General features: G+C 33.2%; 22 protein-coding genes, 3 pseudogenes and 3 riboswitches. Of the genes and pseudogenes, 4 read left to right on the top strand and 21 right to left on the bottom strand.

Annotated elements, in window-relative coordinates; translation table 11 throughout:
* Positions 1-86 precede the first annotated feature (86 nt).
* The 5 genes from ACYUJ6_RS07845 to ACYUJ6_RS07825 all read right to left on the bottom strand — a co-directional run bounded on the left by ACYUJ6_RS07845 (position 87) and on the right by ACYUJ6_RS07825 (position 6,294).
* A complete protein-coding gene (locus ACYUJ6_RS07845; RefSeq protein ID WP_461845257.1) occupies positions 87-1,844 on the bottom strand; it encodes a cell wall-binding repeat-containing protein in 1,758 nt (585 codons plus the stop codon).
* 175 nt (positions 1,845-2,019) lie between these two features.
* Positions 2,020-2,105, bottom strand: a riboswitch (cyclic di-GMP riboswitch).
* Positions 2,106-2,287: 182 nt separating this feature from the next.
* The gene (locus ACYUJ6_RS07840) at positions 2,288-3,466 is read right to left on the bottom strand and encodes a trans-sulfuration enzyme family protein (protein ID WP_461845256.1); all 1,179 of its coding nucleotides are present in this window, start codon (positions 3,464-3,466) and stop codon (positions 2,288-2,290) included.
* A gap of 171 nt (positions 3,467-3,637) precedes the next feature.
* Positions 3,638-4,468, bottom strand: a complete 831-nt coding sequence (locus ACYUJ6_RS07835) for a MetQ/NlpA family ABC transporter substrate-binding protein (protein ID WP_461845255.1) — start codon at positions 4,466-4,468, stop codon at positions 3,638-3,640.
* A 25-nt stretch (positions 4,469-4,493) separates the two neighbouring features.
* The gene (locus tag ACYUJ6_RS07830; RefSeq protein ID WP_461845254.1) at positions 4,494-5,174 is read right to left on the bottom strand and encodes a methionine ABC transporter permease; all 681 of its coding nucleotides are present in this window, start codon (positions 5,172-5,174) and stop codon (positions 4,494-4,496) included.
* A gap of 43 nt (positions 5,175-5,217) precedes the next feature.
* Positions 5,218-6,294: a methionine ABC transporter ATP-binding protein gene (locus ACYUJ6_RS07825; protein WP_461845253.1), complete on the bottom strand. Its 1,077-nt coding sequence runs from the start codon at positions 6,292-6,294 to the stop codon at positions 5,218-5,220.
* 147 nt (positions 6,295-6,441) lie between these two features.
* A riboswitch (SAM riboswitch) is annotated at positions 6,442-6,543 on the bottom strand.
* Between the two features lie 223 nt (positions 6,544-6,766).
* On the opposite strand from ACYUJ6_RS07825, the gene ACYUJ6_RS07820 reads away from it, so the two are divergent.
* From ACYUJ6_RS07820 to ACYUJ6_RS07810, 3 genes are all read left to right on the top strand, one after another.
* Positions 6,767-8,140 carry an ISNCY family transposase gene (locus tag ACYUJ6_RS07820; RefSeq protein ID WP_461843530.1) on the top strand — a complete coding sequence of 458 codons (1,374 nt, stop codon included), beginning with the start codon at positions 6,767-6,769 and terminating at the stop codon, positions 8,138-8,140.
* Positions 8,141-8,392: 252 nt separating this feature from the next.
* Positions 8,393-8,497: riboswitch (SAM riboswitch) on the top strand.
* A gap of 69 nt (positions 8,498-8,566) precedes the next feature.
* Positions 8,567-9,766, top strand: coding sequence for a M20 family metallopeptidase (locus tag ACYUJ6_RS07815; protein ID WP_461845252.1), 1,200 nt, complete (start codon positions 8,567-8,569; stop codon positions 9,764-9,766).
* Between the two features lie 312 nt (positions 9,767-10,078).
* Positions 10,079-10,501, top strand: coding sequence for a hemerythrin domain-containing protein (locus tag ACYUJ6_RS07810; protein WP_461845251.1), 423 nt, complete (start codon positions 10,079-10,081; stop codon positions 10,499-10,501).
* A 192-nt stretch (positions 10,502-10,693) separates the two neighbouring features.
* Here the strand turns inward: ACYUJ6_RS07810 and ACYUJ6_RS07805 are convergent, their stop codons facing one another.
* The 4 genes from ACYUJ6_RS07805 to ACYUJ6_RS07790 form a co-directional block, all read right to left on the bottom strand.
* Positions 10,694-10,930 (bottom strand): DUF4179 domain-containing protein, encoded by a 237-nt coding sequence (locus tag ACYUJ6_RS07805; protein ID WP_461845250.1) that lies wholly within the window; start codon positions 10,928-10,930, stop codon positions 10,694-10,696.
* 76 nt (positions 10,931-11,006) lie between these two features.
* Positions 11,007-11,813, bottom strand: coding sequence for an MBL fold metallo-hydrolase (locus ACYUJ6_RS07800; RefSeq protein WP_461845249.1), 807 nt, complete (start codon positions 11,811-11,813; stop codon positions 11,007-11,009).
* Between the two features lie 23 nt (positions 11,814-11,836).
* Positions 11,837-12,271 carry a hypothetical protein gene (locus ACYUJ6_RS07795; protein ID WP_461845248.1) on the bottom strand — a complete coding sequence of 145 codons (435 nt, stop codon included), beginning with the start codon at positions 12,269-12,271 and terminating at the stop codon, positions 11,837-11,839.
* 130 nt (positions 12,272-12,401) lie between these two features.
* Positions 12,402-12,776, bottom strand: a complete 375-nt coding sequence (locus ACYUJ6_RS07790) for a MerR family transcriptional regulator (RefSeq protein ID WP_461845247.1) — start codon at positions 12,774-12,776, stop codon at positions 12,402-12,404.
* A 208-nt stretch (positions 12,777-12,984) separates the two neighbouring features.
* Between ACYUJ6_RS07790 and ACYUJ6_RS07785 the strand changes: the two genes are divergently transcribed.
* Positions 12,985-13,851, top strand: coding sequence for a beta/alpha barrel domain-containing protein (locus ACYUJ6_RS07785; RefSeq protein ID WP_461845246.1), 867 nt, complete (start codon positions 12,985-12,987; stop codon positions 13,849-13,851).
* 258 nt (positions 13,852-14,109) lie between these two features.
* Here ACYUJ6_RS07785 and ACYUJ6_RS07780 read toward each other — a convergent pair whose 3' ends face one another.
* From ACYUJ6_RS07780 to ACYUJ6_RS07725, 12 genes and pseudogenes are all read right to left on the bottom strand, one after another.
* On the bottom strand, positions 14,110-14,442 hold the full coding sequence (locus tag ACYUJ6_RS07780; RefSeq protein ID WP_461845245.1) for a DedA family protein: 333 nt from the start codon (positions 14,440-14,442) through the stop codon (positions 14,110-14,112).
* Positions 14,443-14,486: 44 nt separating this feature from the next.
* Positions 14,487-14,747 carry a DedA family protein gene (locus ACYUJ6_RS07775; RefSeq protein WP_461845244.1) on the bottom strand — a complete coding sequence of 87 codons (261 nt, stop codon included), beginning with the start codon at positions 14,745-14,747 and terminating at the stop codon, positions 14,487-14,489.
* A 26-nt stretch (positions 14,748-14,773) separates the two neighbouring features.
* Positions 14,774-15,787 (bottom strand): HAMP domain-containing sensor histidine kinase, encoded by a 1,014-nt coding sequence (locus ACYUJ6_RS07770; protein ID WP_461845243.1) that lies wholly within the window; start codon positions 15,785-15,787, stop codon positions 14,774-14,776.
* Positions 15,777-16,472, bottom strand: a complete 696-nt coding sequence (locus ACYUJ6_RS07765) for a response regulator transcription factor (protein WP_461845242.1) — start codon at positions 16,470-16,472, stop codon at positions 15,777-15,779. The genes ACYUJ6_RS07770 and ACYUJ6_RS07765 overlap by 11 nt, the downstream gene beginning before the upstream one ends.
* Positions 16,473-16,530: 58 nt before the next feature.
* Positions 16,531-17,763 carry an ArnT family glycosyltransferase gene (locus ACYUJ6_RS07760; RefSeq protein WP_461845241.1) on the bottom strand — a complete coding sequence of 411 codons (1,233 nt, stop codon included), beginning with the start codon at positions 17,761-17,763 and terminating at the stop codon, positions 16,531-16,533.
* A 351-nt stretch (positions 17,764-18,114) separates the two neighbouring features.
* On the bottom strand, positions 18,115-18,240 hold the full coding sequence (locus ACYUJ6_RS07755; RefSeq protein WP_461845240.1) for a hypothetical protein: 126 nt from the start codon (positions 18,238-18,240) through the stop codon (positions 18,115-18,117).
* Positions 18,241-18,494: 254 nt separating this feature from the next.
* Positions 18,495-20,012: pseudogene (locus ACYUJ6_RS07750) on the bottom strand (IS1182 family transposase); the annotation flags it as partial.
* Positions 19,993-20,199: pseudogene (locus ACYUJ6_RS07745) on the bottom strand (PhzF family phenazine biosynthesis protein); the annotation flags it as partial. The pseudogenes ACYUJ6_RS07745 and ACYUJ6_RS07750, both read right to left, overlap by 20 nt.
* Before the next feature lie 11 nt (positions 20,200-20,210).
* Positions 20,211-20,384 (bottom strand): annotated as a pseudogene (locus ACYUJ6_RS07740) (aspartate 1-decarboxylase); the annotation flags it as partial.
* Between the two features lies 1 nt (position 20,385).
* Positions 20,386-21,240: a pantoate--beta-alanine ligase gene (gene panC, locus ACYUJ6_RS07735; RefSeq protein ID WP_461845239.1), complete on the bottom strand. Its 855-nt coding sequence runs from the start codon at positions 21,238-21,240 to the stop codon at positions 20,386-20,388.
* A 691-nt stretch (positions 21,241-21,931) separates the two neighbouring features.
* A complete protein-coding gene (locus ACYUJ6_RS07730) occupies positions 21,932-22,297 on the bottom strand; it encodes a VOC family protein (RefSeq protein ID WP_461845238.1) in 366 nt (121 codons plus the stop codon).
* A 97-nt stretch (positions 22,298-22,394) separates the two neighbouring features.
* Positions 22,395-23,186 carry an HAD family hydrolase gene (locus ACYUJ6_RS07725; protein WP_461845237.1) on the bottom strand — a complete coding sequence of 264 codons (792 nt, stop codon included), beginning with the start codon at positions 23,184-23,186 and terminating at the stop codon, positions 22,395-22,397.
* Positions 23,187-23,231 lie beyond the last annotated feature (45 nt).

Genomic DNA, 23,231 nt, shown 5'->3' with positions numbered 1-23,231 from the left:
TAAAACAAAATCTGCCCTTTATAAGCAGATCTTGTTTTCAACTATCTTTTGATATTTGAAGTTTATAACAGGTAAATGAAATGTTATTAATAATCCAGATAATTTTCAGTAAAATTTTCTTCATCCCATAAATGATCTTTTTCCATTTTATCTTCACTTATATCAAAATAATCATATATAATTTGACCTTCCCTATCTGGAATCGGATCGTCCCAGGTAGTATCTATATATCCAATTTTGCCATCAAGCATAACCATATTCCATACATGGGTTCCTCCATTGGCAGTTCCCTGTACAGCTATGGACTTTATACCTGACATCCTTGCCATCAAATTAAATGCTGCCGCATATCCCTGGCATACACCTGTGCCATTGACCAGAATTCCATATGCCGTATAATCCTCAACTGGTTCCGTATTTTTTATATAGCCGTCATAATCATATTTTGCATTAACTGCAATATAATCATGTATTGCTTTTGCTTTATCTGTCTGTGTCATATCTGGCTTAATTATATTAGAAAGAACCGCCTCTGCCTTTTCATTGGTCTTGTTTTTTATACCTGTCAATTCATCTTTTGAAAATCTATAGTTAAAACGGATACTTCCATTATTTGAAATATTATAGCTTTCGACGTAGTCCATATCCGGGTTTTGCTCCAGTACAATCTTTACAATATCCTCCGGCATGGTGGAAGAATGAATATTATCATAGGTGAGTTGATCCTGACAATTTGAAATTGAAGCTTTAACAGCTTCATACCAATCTTTTTCATCACTTAAAATAGGTTTATTTGCTTTTCCGGACAAATTAGGAGTGACATCATGATTTGTGACTGAATTACTGCTGTTTTCCATACCCATAATATTTTTTAAATAGTTTTCCATTTGTTGTGACACAGATATATATCCGCCGTAAATTAAAATTTTAGTTACTTTATCTTTACTTATATTATAATTGAACTCATTATCAATCAAAGCCATCCCAAGATTATTTTCAGCTGCTACTACAGAGCCCGAAAGGCTGTCTGCAAAAGTCCTGTCATTTGCCACTGCCAGTCCAGTTATATCTTTGCCAAGGGAACTCAGCACATTAGCAGCAAAATCTTCCGGCATGTTTCCGCCTATTCTTTCAACAATAACACCCATATTTTTGAGTTGGTTGTCTATACTGGGTGAAACCACATCATCTCCTCCCATTATAGTTACCTTATTTATATTAAGCTTATTTATAATGTCTTTGGTAATGGGATTTAATGAATTTCCATCCGTAAATAATATGATAGCATTTTCTTTTCCTACATAAGGAGAGGCAGCCATAGCATACTGGAACTTATATCCGGTAGTTAAAAATGCCCCTGTAATTGATTTATATTTTCCAGCTTCCTCACCAATTTTAGCTGCCGTTTCATATCGGCTTTGTCCACTTAATCTAATAACATTATACCCTTGATTTTTTAAATCACTTTCAACGCTACTGTCTATTACACCAGTTCCACCAAGCAAATAAATATTTTTCGCATTAAGTCTTTTTATTTCATTTGATATCACTTCAGGTATATAATCTGTATTTGTCAAAAGCATGGGAGAATTTATTTCATAGGCAAGTGCTGTTCCAGCTAATGCATCTGCAAACTTATCATCTCCCTGACCACTGGAAAGAACTACATTTTCAGAAGCCTTCCAATTATTCTTTGAAATATTTGCAGAGGTCTCATATCTGTCTTGTCCACTTAAACGAGTTACCTCAGGAGTTACCTCAGATGCACTGGCTTTTATAATTGGCATTGACAATATGAGCATGATTGCTGCAGCAATAAGGGGTATACTTTTTGAAATCTTCATATATATTCCTCCCAACATCATTTGTATCATATTTAAGATATCTTCATTATTTTTAGTTTTTGACATTAATTTCTGTATTTTGCATTATAAAAAATAATATTATATAAATTAAAAAGAGCTATAACACCAATGTTTCAGTGCTATAGCTCAAATAATAAGTTATAAAATCATAAACATCAGCAACCCGGCTATCATGGCTAAAACAGCTTTAGATCCGCAGCTTTGCGTCCTCTACTTTCATAGAGTTTGCTATTTATAATGAAATTTTTAATATAATTTATATTATTATAATATGTAATTATTATATAATAATGTTTTTTAAAGAACAAGTAAAAAAATACCAAATGCATTGATTTTATTAAAAATAACTTGATAATTTTAATAACCGTCAGCATATTTCATACTGACGGTTAAAAATTATTCTATTAAATTACTTCAAGTATCTATATTTTACTCAGTGCCTTATCAAATTCAGAGATTAAATCATCTACATTTTCCAGCCCTGTAGAAATACGCACAAGGCTTTTAGATATATTCGCTTTGTGCAGTTCTTCATCACTTAGCGCCCTATGAGAAGTCTTTACAGGATATGAAACAGATGTGGCAACTCCTGCCAGACTAGGTACAAATTTTATAGTGTCAAGTGCCCTTATGAGTTCATAAGCTCCCTTTTCTCCATTAACTACATCTATGCTGAGCATTCCTCCATACAAGCCATTGATAAAATTTTTGCTGGCTATCTCCCTTGAAGGTGAAGATTTTAGTCCAGGATAATAAACTTTTTTCACTTTACCATGTCTCTCCAAAAAATCTGCCAATTTTATAGCATTTTGAGAGTGCTGTATCATTCTAATCTCCAAAGTTCTAAGGCTTCTTATAACAAGCCATGCATCAAAAGGACTCATCATGGGACCATAAAGCGCCCCTATATTTCTTATGTTCTGGGTAAGTTCTTTATTTGAAACTGCAATTCCGCCAGTTACATCACTGTGACCGCACAAATACTTTGTTGCACTGTATACCACTATATCAGCGCCCAACTTTATAGGCTGGCATACTATAGGAGTGGCAAAAGTATTGTCCACAATTAATTTTGCATTGTGAGAGTGAGTCATATTAGATATTGCCCTTAAATCAGCTACCTTCATCAGTGGATTTGATATAGTTTCCACATACACCAATTTTGTATTGGGCCTAAAATATTTTTCCATGGGCTCATTTATGGTATCTACAAAAGTAACGTCTATATTGAATTTACTCAATTCATTCTTAAGGAATTGATAAGTTCCACCGTATAATACATTGTCTGCTATTATATGATCTCCTGACTTTACCAGAGATAAAATTGACATGGAAACAGCTGCCATTCCAGATGAAAAGACCTGGGCATCTTCTCCCTCGTCAACACTGCACATTATTTCCTTTAATGCATCATGAACCGGGTTCCCGTTTCTAGAATACACATATCCCTTGGCTTTTCCCTCATAAACTTCATCCAATGTTTCTACATCATCAAAAGCAAATACGGAAGTCATAGAGATAGGTAAAGTCTTAGATTTAGAAATGGATTCCGGATTTTGTTCTCCAAGGTGAATTAGCTTTGTAGCAAAACTTTTATTCATAATAAACTCCTCCAAATACTGCTAATATTATTTTTACCTATTGTAATTTATATAACATCTATTTTATCTAAATCCTCTTCACAAGTAAATGCCTTAATGAAACAATATTTCTCCATAAAATAATATTTTTAAATTTCAAACATATCTTAAATCTCCAATTTTTAACCAAGCTTAAAAAACAGGAATTTCTGATCCTTTATAAGTTTCTTTTATAAGTTTCTTTATTTCATCAGTTTGATAAGCCTTAACTACTTTTTTGTAAACAGCATTGTTTTTGTCCTTGTCTCTGGCCACAATTACATTTATATATGGTTTTGCATTTTTATTAGATACATCTTCCAGATAAATTGAATCCTTAACCGGGTTGAGTTTGGCATCTATAGCTACTCCACTATTTATTATTGCTGCATCCACATCTGGAAGTGATCTTGGAATCTGGGTAGCAACAAGTTCTACAAATTGAATATTCTTTGGATTTTCAGTTACATCCTGAAGTTTTGGCAAAAGGCCAATTCCTTCTTTTAATTTTATTAGGCCAGCACTTTGAAGCAGGTTCAATCCTCTGCCCTCATTTGTTGGATCATTTGGAATAGCTATTTTTGCACCTTCTGCAACATCCTTAATGGATTTTATTTTATTTGAATACACTCCAAGGGGTGCAAGTACAGTTTCACCTATAGCACTGATCTTCAGTTTGTGTTCTGTTTTGAATTTATTCAGATAAGCATAATGCTGAAATGAATTCAAATCAATTTCTCCATCGGAAAGTGCCAGATTAGGACGTACATAATCTGCAAAGCTTACAATCTGCAGATCAATATTTTCTTTTGCCAGGTTTTGTTTGACTTTGTCCCAAATCTTGTGATCATCACCCGTTATGCCTATCTTCACCACCTGTTTCTTATTGCTGGTAGTTTGTCCAGCACTATTGCTGGAACCGCAGCCTGCCAAAACTCCAAGAGACAATATAACTGTTAAAAATAATCCTATAATTTTTTTCATTTTCAAGACCTCCCTAGTCTATAAATTAATGTGCTGTCAATTTTGATAAAATATCTCCTACAAGTTGAATAAGATTTACAATAACTAAAAGTACAATTATTGTGGCCACCATAACATCTGTCTGAAAATATTGATATCCATAGCGTATGGCAAAATCTCCTAGTCCGCCTCCCCCTACAGTACCCGCCATGGCAGATAATCCAATAAGGCTTATAATTGTTATTGTAAGAGCATGGATAATACCAGGCAGCCCTTCAAGAAGCATTACTCTAAAAATTATTTCAAAAGGACTTGAACCCATTGATTGTGCAGCTTCAATCACCCCCTTATCTATCTCAAGCAGTGCTGATTCTATTTGCCTGGCAATAAAAGGAGTGCACCCGAATATAAGCGGCACCAGTGCTCCTTTCGTACCTATGGTAGTACCTACTAAAAGTCTTGTAAGAGGAATTATAGCTGCCAGGAGAATAATAAACGGTATGGATCTGAAAATATTTATTATTTTACCAAGTATACTGTTAATAATCTTATTCTCCAGTATGCCTTCTTCTTTTGTAACAACCAGGGTAACTCCCATTACTGTTCCAACTACTGTTGATATGATTCCTGAAATGGCTACCATATAAAAAGTTTCAAATATTGCTTTTATCATCTCAGGATATAGATTCACCAAATTTGGTGCTATCTTTCCTAAAAATTCAATCATTATTTATCACCTTCATAATTTTTTTAATTTTCATGTTTGAAATTTAATTATTTCCAACTTTTAGTTTTGAATCATCTTTTTTAATATTCACATACTCCACATGTATATTATTTTCCTCTAAATACCTTATTGAACTATCTACTCCTTCGTTGCTGCCTCTTAATTTTACTATTAAGTTTCCTATAGGTACATTTTGGATTATCTCTATATTTCCAAACAATATACTGGCATCTATTTTAAACCTTCTGGAAATCTTTGAAATAAAAGCCTGACCTGTTTTTTGCCCGGTAAAAGATATTTTAACAATACTCTCCTCTTCAGTTATTTCTTCTATTTCACCTACAGAGTTTCCCTCTTTAAGGAAATCGTAGATTTTTTCATAGTGAAATAATGAGGATATAAATTTCTTTGTTATATTAACTTTTGGATTTGTAAATATATCTATAATATTTCCTTCCTCCACTATTTTACCGGAATCTATTACTGCAACCCTTTGGCATATATCCTTCACAACTTCCATTTGGTGGGTTATAACTACTATTGTCAATTTTAATTTTTCATTGATGTTTTTTAAAAGTTTTAAAATTGCCCGAGTTGTTTGTGGATCCAAAGCGGATGTTGCTTCATCGCATAAAAGCACTTCAGGGTCATTTGCCAGTGACCTGGCAATTCCAACTCTTTGTTTTTGTCCACCGCTTAACTGTGAAGGGTATACATTTATTTTGTCACTTAGTTCCACCAGTTTTAAAAGATCCAGCACCTTTTTTTCTATGCCTTTTTTACTCAAACCCTTTCTCTTTAAAGGATAAGCCACATTTTCAAATACCGTTCTGTTTTTCATAAGGTTAAAATTTTGAAATATCATTCCAATTTTTTCTCTACTTTTTCTCAGTTCTTTTGAAGATAAACGGGTTAAATTCTTTCCATTTACAATTACTTCTCCGGAAGTTGGCTGTTCCAATAAATTTATACAACGAATTAAAGTACTCTTTCCAGCTCCACTATATCCTATAATTCCAAAAATTTCACCAGCTTTAATGTGAAGATTAATGTTTTTTAAAGCTTCAACTGTATTAGTTTTACTCGTATAAATCTTGTTGATATTTTTTAGCCATATCATCCTTTTTCCTCCTTTAAAATTTCAGTCAATTTTTTTAACCATATATTGCAGTTTTACAGTAATTTCATATATAAAATAAAAAACCTCTTCATACAAAGAAGAGGTTGAGAGGCATAAAAAAAACCCGTGAAAGGGTTTTTATGCCTTTCCTCATCTTTCAGAACAATGTTCTGCTGGATTTAGCACCATCACATATATGTGGTTGCTGAAACTTCAAAGGGCCAGTCCCTCAGTTTCTCTTGATAAGGATATATTTGATTTTTACGAATTTATTTTATAAATTAGATTATACAACTTATTTTTATTATGTCAATATGTAATGTTAATTTTTTATTATTGACTATGATTGATTTGTGATAATGTCTTAGTATACCATTTGCGATTATGTCCCAAATAAATAAAAAATAATGTTAGAATATACCTCATGACAATAAGAAATGAGGTGGACATAATTAGAAAGGTAGAATTAAGTATGAAAGAAGATTTTAAATATAAGATTATTAAAAAATTAGTAGAAACCAATGGTAATAAGAAAGCTGCTGCTATTCGTCTTGATTGTTCTGTTAGACATGTGAATAGAATGGTAAATGGATATTGTGCTAAGGGCAAGGATTTCTTTGTCCACGGGAATAAAGGCCGCAAGCCTATCAATTGCTTTTCAGAAGAGACTAGACGTAAAATTATTGATTTATATCAAACTAAATATCATGGAGCAAACTTTACACACTACTCTGAGCTTTTAGCTGCTTATGAAGGCATTTCTATTGCTCCTAGCACTATTAACACAATCCTTATGGCTGAACATATCATATCTCCCAAAGCCTGTCGTGTTACGAAAATGAGGGTGAAAATGGAATTACTAGAGAAACAAAAAAGTTCCAATTTATCCACAGACGATAAGTTAGAAATTGATAGATCCATTATTGCTATTGAAGACGCTCATCCGCGCCGACCACGTTGTGCTTACTTTGGTGAAATGATCCAGATGGATGCATCTTTACATCTTTGGTTTGGAAACACTAAATCCCAGCTCCACATAGCCATTGATGATTCAACTGGTGCTATTGTTGGCGGGTACTTTGATGAACAGGAAACCCTGAAAGGATATTACAATGTATTGAATCAGATTCTTGTACAATACGGTATCCCATATATGTTATTCACTGATCGAAGAACTGTATTTGAATACAAACAAAAGAAAGCTCCAACTACAGAGGAGGATACCTTTACACAATTTGGATATGCCTGCAAACAATTAGGTATTGAAATTAAAACTAGTAGTGTCCCTCAAGCAAAGGGTCGTGTAGAACGCCTATTCCAAACATTACAATCACGATTACCCTTAGAACTTGAGCTAGCAGGTGTAACAAGCCTGGAACAGGCAAATGAATTCTTGAATCACTACATAAAAGAATTCAATACCAAATTTGCTCTTGAAATCAATCATACCAAATCTGTGTTTGAAAAACAACCATCTATTGATAAAATTAATTTAACACTTGCTGTTTTAGCAGATCGTAAGATTGATTGTGGACATTGTGTAAAATTCAATAATAAGTATTATAAACTTGTTGATGCCAACAACCATCCTATTTACTTTAGAAAAGGTACTGATGCCTTAGTTATAAAAGCCTTTAATGATGGTTTATACGTCAGTGTAGGCAATAAAATATATGGTTTAGAAGAATTACAGGTTCATGAAACTAAGTCAAAGAATTTTGATTTTGTAGAAGATAACCCTAAAAAACATAAGCGCTACCTGCCACCAATGAGTCACCCTTGGAAGCAAGCATCATTCCAAGCATATCTAGAAAAGCAAGCGCATAGGGCAAGTAAGACTTGCTAATGTTAATTTAAAATAAATAGATTCAAAAACGACCTCTGCATTTTTTTAAAAAAATATCAAGCAGTAGGTATGTTTAGTGTACCTAAAATTAGGACTTAAAATAAGTAGAGCACCAATTGATTATTGGTGCTAATGTTTCACTTATTTTGGGACATTTTCGAAAATGGTTGACATATGTAATGTTAATTTTTTATTATTGACAAAAATAATTATAAGTTCTATTATGTTTATTAGTCAATCAAATATATAAAATTCTTATCCAGAGAGGTGGAGGGAATGGCCCTTTGAAACCTCGGCAGCAGATCCTATTTAGGATACTGTGCCAATTCCAACAAGTTTATTCTTGAAAGATAAGAGGGGAAATCTACAAATTATCTCTTCTTTATTTCAAAGAAGATTTTTTTATTTAAAGAGGAGGTCAATATTATGAGTATAGACATTATTAAAAATTTTCAACATGAAATAATCAATGAAATTGAAAACAGGAAAGACACTTATATAAATATAAGTCACCTGATACACAATCATCCCGAAATAGGAAACCAGGAATTTTTTTCTTCCAAATTGCTTATAAACACCTTGGAGAAAGAAGGTTTTTCCATAGAAAAAGCTGTGGCAGGACACCCGACTTCCTTTATAGCCAGGAAAAAGTCAAATAAAAATTCTGGTGCCGTTATAGGCTATTTAGCCGAATATGATGCTCTTCCTAATTTAGGCCATGCCTGCGGTCACAACATCATAGGTACGGCAAGTACAGCAGCAGCTATTTCCCTGTCAAAGCTCATAGATAAAATTGGCGGAGAAATTTTAGTATTTGGCACCCCTGCCGAAGAGGGCGGAGAAAACGGCAGTGCAAAAGCAAGCTTTGTAAAGCATAATTTATTTCATGGCGTAGATGCATGTATGATGATCCATCCTGGAAATAATAATTATAAAACAGTCAAGTCTCTGGCCAACGATCCTATCCAATTTGAGTTTATAGGACAAGCAGCTCACGCAGCAGCTTGTCCCGAAAAAGGTATAAATGCACTGGATGGAGTGATTCAATTATTCAATGGAATAAATGCCTTGAGACAGCATGTCACAAGTGATGTGAGAATACATGGCATTATAACTGACGGGGGGTATGCACCAAATATAGTTCCCGATTATGCCAAGGCCAAATTCTTTATACGTGCTGCTGAAAGAAGCACTTGTGATGAGGTCACAGAAAAGGTTATAAATATTGCCAAAGGGGCAGCTTTAATCACCGGGGCTAAAGTCAACATAAGCTTCTTCCAAAACAAAATAGATAATTTTCTACTAAACAGTAAATTCGATGAAGTATTTGCAGAGAATCTTAAATTACTTGGAATTAATCTGGATAATAAAATACCTGAAGGTCTTGGTTCCACGGATGCAGGTAATGTAAGTCATGTGGTTCCCACTATCCACCCACATATAAAAATTGGTGATGACAAATTAGTAGGACATACTCCTGAATTTCGTGAGGCGGCAATATCAAAACAGGGTGATGAAGCCCTTTTAATTGGAATTAAAGCACTAGCTCTCACAGGGCTCACTCTGCTGACAGATAAAAACAAGCTTACTGCAATTAAGGAAGAATTCAATAGGCAACATTCTTAAGAATGTACACAGGTTGGAAATTACTATGGGATTATATCCTGTAGTAATTTCTATTTTTAGTTTAGAATACCTTCTCTGTAAACTTTGTCATAATCTGAAGAATGCAGCACAACCGAAAGCAATCAATAAACATTATTGTTCATTTCTTCTCCTTTTCTTCCCGGCACCGTGGCAATAATAAATTTCTATTTTTCATTGTCACTATAAATTTTGTAACGTAAGTTACAGAAGTTAAACATTCCACATGTTAACATGTAAACATATGAAAAGATAAAAAACAATAATACAAGTTATTTCAAGGAGGTCCTATTTATGAATACTGGAAATTTAGAAAGACAGCACAATGAAATAATGAATTTAATTGATTATGTATTGCAGAACATTAAAAATCATGCTGTAGATGAAAATTTAAATGAAATTGTCAGGAGCATAAACACTATAAGCGGTAAACTCAGAATACATCTATTCAATGAAGACAAATATTTGTATCCCCCTCTTTCAAGCAGTCCAAATAAATCACTGAATATATTTGGTGAAAAATACAGCGAGGAAATGAAAGAAGTTACTGAACTATATAATAATTATAAATCAAAATATAATACCCCCAATAAAATTAAAAATAGCATTGATAAGTTTTGTGAAAATACAGAACAAATTTTTAAAATTTTATCAAATAGAATAGAAAGAGAAGAAAAAGAACTGTATCCTTTATTAAATGATACAAAAATATTATGATACCCATATTATTATAATAGTACAAAACTAGATGGCAGCACAGATTTTCCCTTCGTCCTATTATAAATAGGGCAAAGGTTTTTTAATTTCCTCAAATACACATGGGAAAAATTGGTATCAAATTTCAGAAAATATGAATCTTATCCTGTATTTTCTGTTTTACTAGTGGAATTCTGAAGTTCCAGCTTCCTTTTAATCCATCCAATCCTTCATATAATCTTTATTTGTTAAATCCTTATCTAAACTAACTTCAGAAATTACATAAAAAGCTGCTTCATCATAAGCTATTTCTTTTATTGCTATAGTAACCCCTTTATCATGAACTCCTTTATTTATCTGGACCAACACATTACTCAACTTAGATAAGTTTTTAAATTCATTATACTTTACTTTATTAAACAAAGAGTTAACCCCTGCAAGTTTATTCACTGAATTCCATCTAAAGCATCATCATCATTTTTCAGTATGGCAATGGATACTCTATATAGATCTTTTTCATAGTTCTTTACCAGTTTATTCCCAGACCTACTCCAACTTCTCTCACAGGTAAAAATTTATTTATCTCCGATTTAACGGCAAAGGATGTACAGTGGCAGGGATATAACTCTTTTATATTGTTTCGTCTTAAATAATTAACAGTCTTATTAACCTGATCATCTATTTCAAATAAGTGAAATCCACCTATAACTCCCAATACTCTATTATCTTTACATATTTTTTTTGCATATTCTATTATATTGCATATTCCACTATGAGAACATCCGGTAATAATATAAAGGCCATTTTTACTTTTATATGCAAGTGCTGTATCATCCATCAGATAATCATTAGCCAAAACTCCATCAATCTTTTGTTTTCCAATAGGTCTTCTTCTTTCAAAATCATTTGTTTGAGGTATTTCTCCTAAAAAAATTATATGCTCACTGACTTTCTTAGGTTCTCTTGAAAGTATTAAATTGCACTTTTTTTCTAATTCTCCTTGTAAAATGGGCGAACAGATTTTCAAATTTCCTTCAAATTTTTCTCTAAAAGCATCTGAATGTGCGATAATGTTTATATTGTTTTTATACTGCTGCTCAAAATAATATTTTAACCCTCCAGTGTGGTCATTATGGCCATGTGAAATAACTATGGTATTTACTTTTTCCAAATCTATGCCTAGTGAAGCGGAATTTCTGAGAAATATATCAGAATAACCTACATCAAATAACAGTATAGTATCCTCGTCTTCGATATAATATGAAACAGCAGGTTCACCATAATAATATTGGTCAATATATGTATTATTATCCACTAAAACTTTTAATTTCACTTCTGCATCTCCCCTTCTTGAAATCATCTATATTTTTTCATTTTATTCACTCTATCTGAAATCTGTACGAATCTGTCGTCTTCCCTTACTGGATCAAATATATCATCCTCAAGAAGCTTGCTCATATTTTCATACATATCCAGTGTAAACCCTGGCTTGTTTCCCGAAAGCTCATCAAAACACCATGCAGAAGAAATTTTCTCTTTTTTGTTTAGGTTGTTTACCTCAATATACTCTATCCATTTTTCAAGCATGCCGAAAGCCTTTTCCTTTTCTCCCATTTTTAAATACACATTTGCAAAATTCATATATTCTATATGAAGTCCAAGTACAGCCTCGGCTTCAGGTGAAAATGCCCTTTTAATATCAATTGCCGTATTGAGATATCTTTCCACTAATTTAAGATCATTCTTGTCTTCACAGTAGGATTTTGCAAGACACATTAAAATAAGACTCACATAAAATATATCCTTCCAAAGCTGTCCCTGAAGTATTTTGCGTCCTTTGTTTAAAGTTTTCTTCTTTATCCTCTCAGTCCTATCATGACTCAATTATATTTTAATTGATACTCATTTTCAATATATATTTTTAATTATCAACAGCTTTTGATTTTTTCTCTTGTAATATTGTAATTTTTTCATCAACTTCAATCAAATAAGCTTTAAGTTCTTTTATCTCATTTAAAATATGCTGTTTGTGTAAAGTAAAAATTTTTAGCCTCTCATCTATGGAACTTACCTTATTGTCACATTTGCACAGACAATTTTGAATATCTTTAAGGGACATTCCTGTTTTTTTAAGACAGTTTATTATATTTAATCTCTTTATATCGCTGTCAATAAAACATCGATGCCCTCCCTCAGTCCTTTTAATCTCAGGCAAAATGCCCAGCTGTTCATAATATCTTATAGCAGAAGAAGTCATATATGTCATTCTTGACGCTTCAGTAATTGAATACTCCACTTCAAATCACCCCGGAATTATATTATCACTTTATAAAAATCCAAAGTGATAAAGAATTAATATTATTATATTGCAATGAAAATATATTTTAAACTGCAATATTTGCTCTTGACTTCAAGCTAACTTGAAGTATTAGAATAATAGCATACCGTATATGGAAATTAAAAAATAGGAAAACCGGTTTTGCACGAAAGGTGAAGATGAATCAATGAAAACTCAATTTAACGATACATTAAAATTTATAGACTCTACGCTGAGAGATGGTTGTCATGCACTTAGCAGACAGCCTGCAGTCAAAGAAATTGAAAATATATGCGCTGAGCTTGACAAAACTGGATTATACGCTTTAGATGTAGGTCTTGGTACAGGAATAGGTGATTCTGTAACACTTGCTTTAATCAAAACAGCACGGGACAAGGTAAAGAAGTCAAAACTTATGTCACTTATTGCTCCAGGCAAAGGCACTTTAGAAGATTTAAGAGAAGCAGCAGCTATAGGATTAGATGTTATCAGAATTGCAGTCCTCTATTCACAGGGAGCAAAAGCAGTTCCTTTTATAGAACTGGCAAAAAAATTAAAACTTGAAACAGGAGTATTTTTAATGGCTTCAAGTTTGGGTACAGCAAAGGAATTAGCTGAACAATCCAAGGTGGTTGAAAATGCTGAAGCTGATTTTGTCTACATTGGAGATTCAATTGGAGCCATGACATCTCAAGACATTTATAGCAAAATAAATGCAGTAAAGAATGCTGCTGCAATTCCCATGGGGATCCATACTCATAATAATCTGGGATTGGGAGTATCCAATGCAATTGCCGGAATTAAAACCGGATGTGAATTTATGGATGGAACAATAGAGGGATTGGGAGGAGGCGGTGGAAACGGAAACCTACAGGCACTTATTGCGGTTTGTGAAAAACTAGGTATCAAAACCGGAATTGATTTTAATATACTAAATAAAATCGCAAAAGAAAATATAAGACCAATTATGACTGATCCTCAAGAATTAAAAGGAGAAGATATTGCTGCAGGATTTTCAGGCCGGTTTCCTAAAATTCTCAAAGGATTCAAGTAATCTCAGTCTGGTTTTACATCTGCAGTGAAACAAATAAAGTTCATATGTTAAATACTATTTTCCCAATAACTGGCTTTTTTATTAAATCTACGGTTCTTTCCACTATTAGTTGAAAATTTAAATTTTCCCATAAATAAATCAAGTCTATTGCACAAAATAATAGCAAATATATTTTAATATCAACTATTTTCGGAAAGAACCAAATCTACATTATGTTTCACATTTATAATCCTCCCTTCCTCTTTAAGTATTCTTTATTTATATATCTAATTTTTCCTTTTTAAATACTCTTTTTTTCAAGAATACCATACAGAAGACTATGCATATTCCCCCTAAAATAAACACCATTATTGATGAATACACCTCAAAGCAATAGAGTACCTTTTGCCAGGAATTTCCCATAAAAGCACCTAGTGAAACCAATAATATATTCCACACTGTACTTCCTATTACAGTATAAAGTAAAAATAGAAAAAAACTGATTTTAGCCATTCCCGCAGGAATGGAAATAAGACTTCGTATTATAGGTATGCACCGTCCGAACAATATTGCTTTTTTACCGTGTTTTTCAAACCATTTTACTGTTTTCATTATATCACCTTTTTTAAAACCCAAAATCTTAAATAATTTTCTGTTCAACAATTTTTCAATTTTTCAAGTCTTTCAGGGGTCAGTAAGCATCCAATGGCATATAAAGCAACTGCTCCCAAAACAGAGCCAATTGTTGCAAACACAATAACACCAATGATGTTCATGTTTGTATATGTTGTCATAAACCCGCCAAAAGACAGTATGATTTCTGATGGAATAGGTGGAAAAATATTTTCCAGAGTAATTAATAAACATATACCTATATATCCGGCCTGATTCATAATTTCAATAATCATATCCTGCATAATAACACCTTCCTCTGCAAAAATATTTACAGATCCTTTCTCAATTTAACATATATTATAAAGGTATTGTCCCTATTTTCCGCCCATACTTTCCCTTTATGCAGCTCCACAATATTCTTCACTATGGCAAGTCCCAATCCTGAATTATTTTCATGGGAATTTCTTGGTTTATCCCCCATGTAAAATCTTTGAAATATATTACCTATTTGTTCATCCGACAACTCCCGGACAGGTTCATTTTCAAAGCTTACTACTATATTTTTTTTATCTGAAGTAATATTCACATATACACTGCTGTTTTTCACACTGTATTTTATGGCATTGGACAGTATATTCTGAAAAGCTCTGCTTATGAAGTAGGGGTCCACATTCAATTTCAGATCTTCCATATCATATTTTTTTACAAATTCAATCCCCGATTTCTCCGCCAAAATGGACATCTCCCCTATAATCTGTTCCATAATTTCAACTATGTTCACATTACACAATTTAGGTTTTACTTCACCGCTTTCCAGCTTTGAATACTGAAACAGATTGTCTATTAACAGCTTGAGCTTTTCCGCCCTTTCCAGAGACTTTTTACTGTAGATTTCCCTATTTTTTACGGAAGTGTTTTTATCGTTTAATAGATATAGATAGCCAATCAAAGAGGTAAGAGGAGTTCTCAAATCATGGGACAGATTTGTCATCAATTCATTTTTAAACCTTTGAAGAGATTTTTCACGCTCCATCATATTTTTCAGATTGAGTGACATCCTATTTATTTCCTCTGCCAAAATTCCCAGTTCGTCACTGCCTATTTTTTCAAGTTTACAGTTCAAATTTTTCTGGGAAATTTTTACTATGCTCTTGCATATATATTTTATATACTCAACCTTTTTATAAGACCAAAAATAAATAATCCCCAGTGAGATCACAATTGGAAATGCTATTATATGCATATGCTTGAATATTTCATATACTGTAAAGCTGAATATAATTATTATAAAAAGCTCTCTGGATATACTTTTTAAGAAAAATTCTTTCATTTTACTTATCAATTTTATAACCTACTCCCCAAACCACTTTTATATATTTGGGCTCTCCTGGGTTTATCTCTATCTTTTCTCTTATATTCCTTATATGCACTGCCACCGTATTCTTGGAATTGTAAAAAGCTTCATTCCATACATTTTCATATATAGTTTCCGTACTGAGCACCCTTCCCCTGTTTTCCGCAAGTACCTTTAAAATAGAAAATTCAATGGGAGTAAGTTCTACTAAATTCTCCCCAACAAATACCTCATGGGATTCAGTATCTATTGTAAGATCATCTATAACAATCTTATCCTTGTTATGAGGTTTCTCCCCATTGAATTCTGAATATCTTCTGATTTGGGATCTTACCCTGGCCACCAGTTCCAGTGGATTAAAAGGTTTTGTCACATAGTCATCGGCACCTATATCAAGGCCCAATATTTTACTGCTGGGATCATCTTTTGCAGAAAGCATTATAATAGGTATTTTTTTCTCCTTTCTAATTTCAAGACAAGTATGCAGTCCATCCAGCCCCGGCATCATTATATCCAATATTATCAAATCCACAGCTTGCTTTTTCAACTTTTCTATTGCTGACCCTCCATCACAAGCAGTGATCACCTCAAATTTGTCATTTTGGAGATAAATCTTTATTATATCCAGAATATCCTCGTCATCATCTACTACCAATACACTGTATCCCTTCATGCAAATGTCCCCCTTACTGCAATTTACAATTAAAACAATAATTTTATTATAACATGTTCTATAATTCTACGCTTTTTGCAGATTTGATAAAATTAAATTTTTCCACAAAACATGAGAAAAAGTAAATCATTATGAATGTACAGGGAAATGAATAACGGGGCTGACCTTCAGAAATAAAATATACAAGGGCAAACATATAAAAACAGATAAGATTGTATATTGAATAATCATCTACAGATTTTTTACCTGAAAATCCTCTGATTGTCCTTACAGTATATACAAGCACCATAACTACAGCCGGAATAAATACCATATACCTTGCAGCGTAGGCGTAAAATGAAAATATGAATTTAAAAATTGGGTTTACATTTGCACCATTGAAACTATAGTCTATTTCACTGAAGCCGATATAGGTAATAAACAGCCGTTTGAACCCAAGCTGAACAAATTCTGCTGGATGTGCTTTTATCCATTTCCGTGCTGCCCTGGAGAGCATTTTGTTTTTATCCGTAGCATTGGCATTTATATATTCAGTCTTTTTTACAATAGAATTGTCCACATCTCTTGCATCCATCCACATGCCATATCTGTTCTGAGAATTATTGTTTATATAAAGCACTATTCCCCCATTGTTGGATATAAAAGTAGACTGTCCCATGAGCCTGGTATTTCTATACAACCATGGAGATATAACTACAGCACTTATTGTAAATACGATAAGTGAATGCTTTAATACCACCCCAAACTTCATTTTGAAGCACAGTTCTACTATAAAAATCAGGAAGAAAACCCCCAGGAAAAATGGTTTTACCATGGCGCCCGCAGCTGTCAGCACACCAATCAGCATGTATTTATATTTGACATCATAGAAATATAAAAATGTTATTAAAAGCAATATGGCAGTAAACAGTATTTCTCCTGCTAAAATACTGTTGTAAAATATATTGCTGGGGAAAACAACAAATAGACCATATGCAAATTTACGCCTCTTTTCACTCAAATCTGCTTTTTTTAATATTTTATAAAAAAGTATATAGTTTATGAATGTAAGTGCTAAATTGAAAATTTTCGCTGCTGCCAAGCTACTGCCAAAAATTCTATATACAAGCCCCAGCACAACGGGATACCCCACAGAAGTGTAGGTGTCACCCCAAGGTCCTCCAGCCGCTATCTGTCTGGCTAGTCCATCATAATAGGCAAAATCGGAAAAGGGCTGTGTATTTACCAAAAGCACCCACAGTATACTCATTAAAATTCCGAACAGAGCAGCTTTCCTATAATATTTCTCCATAACAATCCTCCTTTTGATTTTCATATCAGATTCCATTTTAAAAAAAACTTTTAAAGAATCAGTTATAAAATCTATGAAGATTTTCTGAAGATTGCACTGACATTTTTCAGATGTTTTCGTATTATAGTATTTATTTGCTCCAGTAAATCACTACCGTATTCATTGACGTTGTTTCTTCCTTTAGATGCATACTGGTGTGGTACTACGACCTCTGCTGGCTTCTGATAGTTCAGCTACACATCACTGTATAGGTTATTATTTCTAATTTCATATCTATATAACGTACCCGTCAGATCGCCTCAGGCAAGAACGCAATCTTTCACTCTGCCTATCTTGCTACATTTACATTACCTATTTCGGATAATTTAAGGCTTTGATTTGTGTTGCAGCCTTATCCACAGGCATATGCCTTATATGTAGTTTCTGTCCGTCTACCATAGTTTTGCCGCCGACTTCCTTCAGATTCCGCGTCGCCACGGATACCCCCTTGTCTTAAACTATTCATTTGATATTATCCGCCCGTGCTGGGTACTTTCACCCTTTAGATTGCGCCCGTGCTGGGCACACAGCATAACAAAGGGGCTGTCGCATTAGCACAAAGAAATAAGCTAACGCGGCAGCGTTTTTTTAGTGCTTTATAGAAAAATTGATGATATTTTAAATCACAATCAACTTGATAATTAAAAAATGGTGTACTTTAATAAGCCTTTGCTATTACGGCTTTTTTTGATTCAAAGGATTTTAAAAATTTTAAAATTAAGCACTTTTTTAAGTGAAAAAAGATAAGTTCCCGTTCTACCTGACTGAATTTTATTATGCAGTTTATTTATATTATGTGCCATTGCTAATAGAATACTTTCAGACAAAACATTATTCTTACCTTTACTCAAAAATCTGCGAAAACCCATATCCTGTTTTATCTCTCCAAAAGAGCCTTCGGCTTGAATACTTCGATTCATTCTTAACTCACAGCCTTCTTCACTTACAATTCTCTCAAGGTTTTCTTTGCGAAGCATGTTGAACAGCTTTGAAGTCTCAAGATTTTTAGTTCTCTCCTCTAATGGTGTTTTACAGTTATGCCCTTTTATGCATTTGCTCTTATGCTCACAGTTACTGCAATCCTCACATGTATATATGGTTTTCTCACTTATATAACCAGTCTTGCTTTTTCTTTTTACTATTTTATTTATTGTTAGTTTCTTATTATTCTTACATGTATAATAGTCACCAAATTCGTCATAGGCCATATTATCTATTCGGCTTACATCATTTTTATATTTTCTTGTTTTGGATATCTCGTAATTTGCTGGCTTAATAAATGACAACTGCATATTTTCTCTAATATAGACACAATTTTCTTCACTCTCATAACCTGCATCCGCAACAATTTTAAAATACTTAAAATACAAAAAATTCTCCATGCTTTTTATAAATGGAATCAATGTTGTTGTGTCCGTAGGCCGATGGTCTACAGTAAGCCACACTATATATTCAGAATCAATTCCATGCTGTACATTGTAAGCAGGCTTTAACTGACCATTTTTCATGGCGTCTTCTTTCATTCTCATAAAAGTTGCATCTTTATCTGTCTTGGAATAACTATTGCGCTTGCCACAGGTATGGATTTTCTGTGTGTATTCTTTTAGCTTATTAAGGTATTCCTCCAGTTTTTCAATAGAATGTTGAATTGGAGTTTTCCTTTTACCGCATCCATGTACAAATTCTATATTTTCTTTTTGCTTCAAGGCGTAAAGTTTTTTGCGCAGTTTCTTTATATGCTTTATTTTTACCTTGTTTTGATATACAAGCTTTAGTCCATACATTTCTTCGCATTCAGCTGTAAAATCAGCTAATTTAGAGAGTAATCTCTCCAAATTTTTTGAAACTGCTTTTTTCCAAACAAAAGTATACTTGTTGGCACATGCTTCTATCTTTGTACCGTCAATAAATATAGTGTCTCCTGATATTTCTCCAATTTCATAAAGAAAATTTGTCATTTCTGCCATAGTTGTTTCTGCGCATTGAGCAAGGTGAAGACTGCGAAACCTTGCAAAGGTAGAATGATCTGGTGCTGGTGAGCCTTCTAAAAGATACATGAAGTTCACATCTCGTCTGCAGGATAACTCCATTGCTCTTGATGAGTAATTGTGATTCATGTAAGAGTAAAGTACAATCTTCAGCATCTGACGTGGTGTTGCCTGATTCTCCCTTAAACGGGAGTAAGTCGAATACAAACTTGTTAGGTGTAAAAAATTCAACTTTAAAATCAGCATTATTGGACTTCTTTACAAATGCAGTTTCTGAAAAACCAACCTTTTTTGCAATCCGCTGCATATGTTCCGGCAGCAGAGAATCTGCATTTAAAACAACTCCCGCAGGATTACCACCTGCATTTGTTTTTGCAAACGCATTCAGTGTATAAACTTTTATTTTCATTTATTTTCTTCCTTTATTTTAGCTCCTTGATTAGAACAGTTCTGTACAATTTGAACTTTCTCATTTTCCAAAATATTAGCTGCCTGCATTAAAGATTTATCTATAGTTATACTTCCCACATAATTTAACTCAGCTTGTGTTACTACTGCTCTGTGAATCTTACTTTTTAACATGTTTAATATCATTTTATTTTTCTCCCGTTCTAAATGTAAAATTATCTATCAACCTGGTTTTTCCTATGAATACTGCTATAGCTATCAATAAAGATTTATTTGCTTTTTTAACCGGTCTCAATGATTCACTATCTGCAATTTCAATATAATCTACCCTGGCTAAAGGCTGCTTGTTTATTTCCTGCTCAATTACACGTTTAACCAACAATGCATCTTTTTCACCATCTTCCAATAGTTTTTTGGCTTTTTTCAGACTTTTATTCAACACTAAGGCCGCCTGTCTTTCTTTCTTTGAAAGATAAGTGTTTCTTGAACTTTTTGCCAACCCATCCTCTTCTCTTATTATTGGACAGCCTACAACCTGGACATCAAAATTTAAGTCCCTTACCATTCTCTCAACTACAGCTAGCTGCTGGGCGTCTTTTTCTCCGAAGTAAGCTCTGTCTGGTATTACTATATTAAATAATTTGGAAACTACAGTACACACTCCTCTGAAATGTCCTGGGCGCTTAGCTCCACATAATCCTTCCGTTAACCCCTCTACTTCTACATTGGTAGATCTATCTCCAAAATACATCTCTGAGGGCTCAGGATTAAATATCATGCTTGCTCCTGAACTTTCACAGAGTTTTTTGTCATGTTCTATATCCCTTGGATAAGTTTTAAAATCCTCGTTAGGTCCAAATTGTATAGGATTGACAAAAACACTGACTATCACTCTATCATTTTCTCTCATGGCTGTGTCTATGAGACTTTTATGTCCTTCATGAAGGCATCCCATTGTAGGAACAAGCCCTATAGATAATCCTTCTTTCTTCCATTCTCTGACTTGTTGTCTGACTTCTTTTATTGTTTTTACTGTTTTCATTATTTTCCTCCAAAAAGCATAATTTTAATATAACTTCACTTATTTAAAGAAGCTTTCAATAAAAAATACGTATTATTTAATTTTTCAAATTTTTTATAGGTGAAATATTTATTAGAAAATTAGAATATGGAATGAATTGATATCTGAAAACACCAAAATTGTTTATATTTAGAAAAGATTTTTGAAGATAAAAGCTATTGACGTGACATATAACCTTATCTTTCGAATTAAATCTTTGTATATTCTGCCAAATACTTGAGATTATGTCATCAAGAATTTTAATAAATGTTGTATCACTATTTTTTAATATTAGTCCCTCTAATTTCACATTAGTATCTTCAGCTTCTAATGCATACTTGTAGTTTCTGCTATCATAGCCTTTAATACTCACGCTGCTTGGGACAAAATATTCACTTAAAAAAAGCCTGATTTTTCTACTCCAATAAATCTATTATCAACCAATCACTCCTTTCTTCCTGTAAATTTAAGAAGTGATACAAAACTCCTAAGTTTAATTCAAAACCAGGGAGACCTTTATTGACTGTCTTATTCAAATGATATAAGCAGATATATGTATATAAATAATATTGGTACAGCTTTTAATAAATACCGCCCACTTTTACATTTTATTACATGATTAGCCTTCGGTCAACATATGTTTTCTCTTGAACTTAATTTTTTATGAGATAAATCATCTGTTTTCAACAATCTGGATCTCCACCCCGTTTGGATCATCTATAAAAAAGAATTTAATTCCCGGCGATGGTGAAATAGGCCCTCTCTTGATAGCAATACCTTTACTTTTCATGTATTTCACAGCTTCATCCAGTGACTTCACTTCAAATCCAATAGAAATTCCCCTGCTTTGAATTTGAGAATTACTATCTTTACTGCATATCAATTCAATTTTAGGCGTATCCTTTTCTCCAAGCATAGCAATATCTACCCCTGGATGTGGACTAAACTTGCTAAAAATTTTAATTCCCAGCAGTTCATTATAAAATTTTAAAGATTCCTGCATATTTTTCACATTTAATGTTATCCAGCAAAAGTTCATATTATCACTCCTTTAATATCTATGCACGCTTAGACATAGGTTTAATTTCCCAGGATATAAGACATCTTCAGCTTTTTCCAGTAAATATATTTTTAACTCATATAATTCCATAGTGCTCCAATGCATACTTTATCCCTTCGTCTTCTATATCTTTTGTAACAAATGACACCTGATCAAACAGAGCAGGTGTGCCGTTTCCCATGGCAATACTATTAGGGACATACTGAAGCATCGGCAGATCATTGGTGCTGTCACCGATAGCATAGCAGTTTTGCAGAGGTATATCAAAATACTGACGGAGAAATTCAATGGCTGTTGCTTTAGAATAACCTTTCGGTACAATTTCCCCCAGGTTATTTCCCCTGTGGATGTAATCAAATTCTCTGGTTATATAAGAGTAAAAAGCATTATAATCACTGTCTTCATTTATCCATACTACAAATTTATCAAATTCCAATTCCGGATCATCCCAGGTTCTTGAAACATCAACTCCCTGTGAAATAAAAAGTTCTTTAAATTCAGCCAGTTTGCCAGTAGAAGCTCTATTTGTTTCAAAGAAAAAGGAATTCAGGCCTTCAAGAAGTGCATCTATCTTACATTCACGAAGTTTTTGTACAATTTCAACACAAGTTTCATGGGGTATTGATTTATAAAAAAGAGGTTTGTCCTCATAATTTATATAAGTTCCGCAGCCGCAAATATAACCATTAAATCCAATATTTCGTATTTCACTGCCCACATTAAAAAATGTTCTGCCGGTGTTTATAAAAGTGAGGCAGCCATTTTCACGGGCCTTTTTAATTGCATCTATAGTACTCTTAGTGCACTGATGGGTTCTTTCATCAATTATAGTTCCGTCAATATCAAAAAATATCATCTTTTTATTCATATTAATTGCTCCAATCTACCCATACATACTTTTTTCAACCACAAA

Source organism: Clostridium sp. JNZ X4-2 (genome assembly GCF_054889485.1).
Note: the sequence above shows the minus strand (reverse complement) of the source record. Positions and strands in the feature narration are given on the sequence as shown.

Excerpts from the sequence above, each read along its gene's own strand:
- ACYUJ6_RS07845 (WP_461845257.1), bottom strand. The coding sequence starts at position 1,844 with ATGAAGATTTCAAAAAGTATACCCCTTATTGCTGCAGCAATCATGCTC.
- ACYUJ6_RS07840 (WP_461845256.1), bottom strand. The coding sequence starts at position 3,466 with ATGAATAAAAGTTTTGCTACAAAGCTAATTCACCTTGGAGAACAAAAT.
- ACYUJ6_RS07835 (WP_461845255.1), bottom strand. The coding sequence starts at position 4,468 with ATGAAAAAAATTATAGGATTATTTTTAACAGTTATATTGTCTCTTGGA.
- ACYUJ6_RS07830 (WP_461845254.1), bottom strand. The coding sequence starts at position 5,174 with ATGATTGAATTTTTAGGAAAGATAGCACCAAATTTGGTGAATCTATAT.
- ACYUJ6_RS07825 (WP_461845253.1), bottom strand. The coding sequence starts at position 6,294 with ATGATATGGCTAAAAAATATCAACAAGATTTATACGAGTAAAACTAAT.
- ACYUJ6_RS07820 (WP_461843530.1), top strand. The coding sequence starts at position 6,767 with ATGAAAGAAGATTTTAAATATAAGATTATTAAAAAATTAGTAGAAACC.
- ACYUJ6_RS07815 (WP_461845252.1), top strand. The coding sequence starts at position 8,567 with ATGAGTATAGACATTATTAAAAATTTTCAACATGAAATAATCAATGAA.
- ACYUJ6_RS07810 (WP_461845251.1), top strand. The coding sequence starts at position 10,079 with ATGAATACTGGAAATTTAGAAAGACAGCACAATGAAATAATGAATTTA.
- ACYUJ6_RS07785 (WP_461845246.1), top strand. The coding sequence starts at position 12,985 with ATGAAAACTCAATTTAACGATACATTAAAATTTATAGACTCTACGCTG.
- ACYUJ6_RS07780 (WP_461845245.1), bottom strand. The coding sequence starts at position 14,442 with ATGAAAACAGTAAAATGGTTTGAAAAACACGGTAAAAAAGCAATATTG.
- ACYUJ6_RS07775 (WP_461845244.1), bottom strand. The coding sequence starts at position 14,747 with ATGCAGGATATGATTATTGAAATTATGAATCAGGCCGGATATATAGGT.
- ACYUJ6_RS07765 (WP_461845242.1), bottom strand. The coding sequence starts at position 16,472 with ATGAAGGGATACAGTGTATTGGTAGTAGATGATGACGAGGATATTCTG.
- ACYUJ6_RS07760 (WP_461845241.1), bottom strand. The coding sequence starts at position 17,763 with ATGGAGAAATATTATAGGAAAGCTGCTCTGTTCGGAATTTTAATGAGT.
- panC (WP_461845239.1), bottom strand. The coding sequence starts at position 21,240 with ATGAAAACAGTAAAAACAATAAAAGAAGTCAGACAACAAGTCAGAGAA.
- ACYUJ6_RS07730 (WP_461845238.1), bottom strand. The coding sequence starts at position 22,297 with ATGAACTTTTGCTGGATAACATTAAATGTGAAAAATATGCAGGAATCT.
- ACYUJ6_RS07725 (WP_461845237.1), bottom strand. The coding sequence starts at position 23,186 with ATGAATAAAAAGATGATATTTTTTGATATTGACGGAACTATAATTGAT.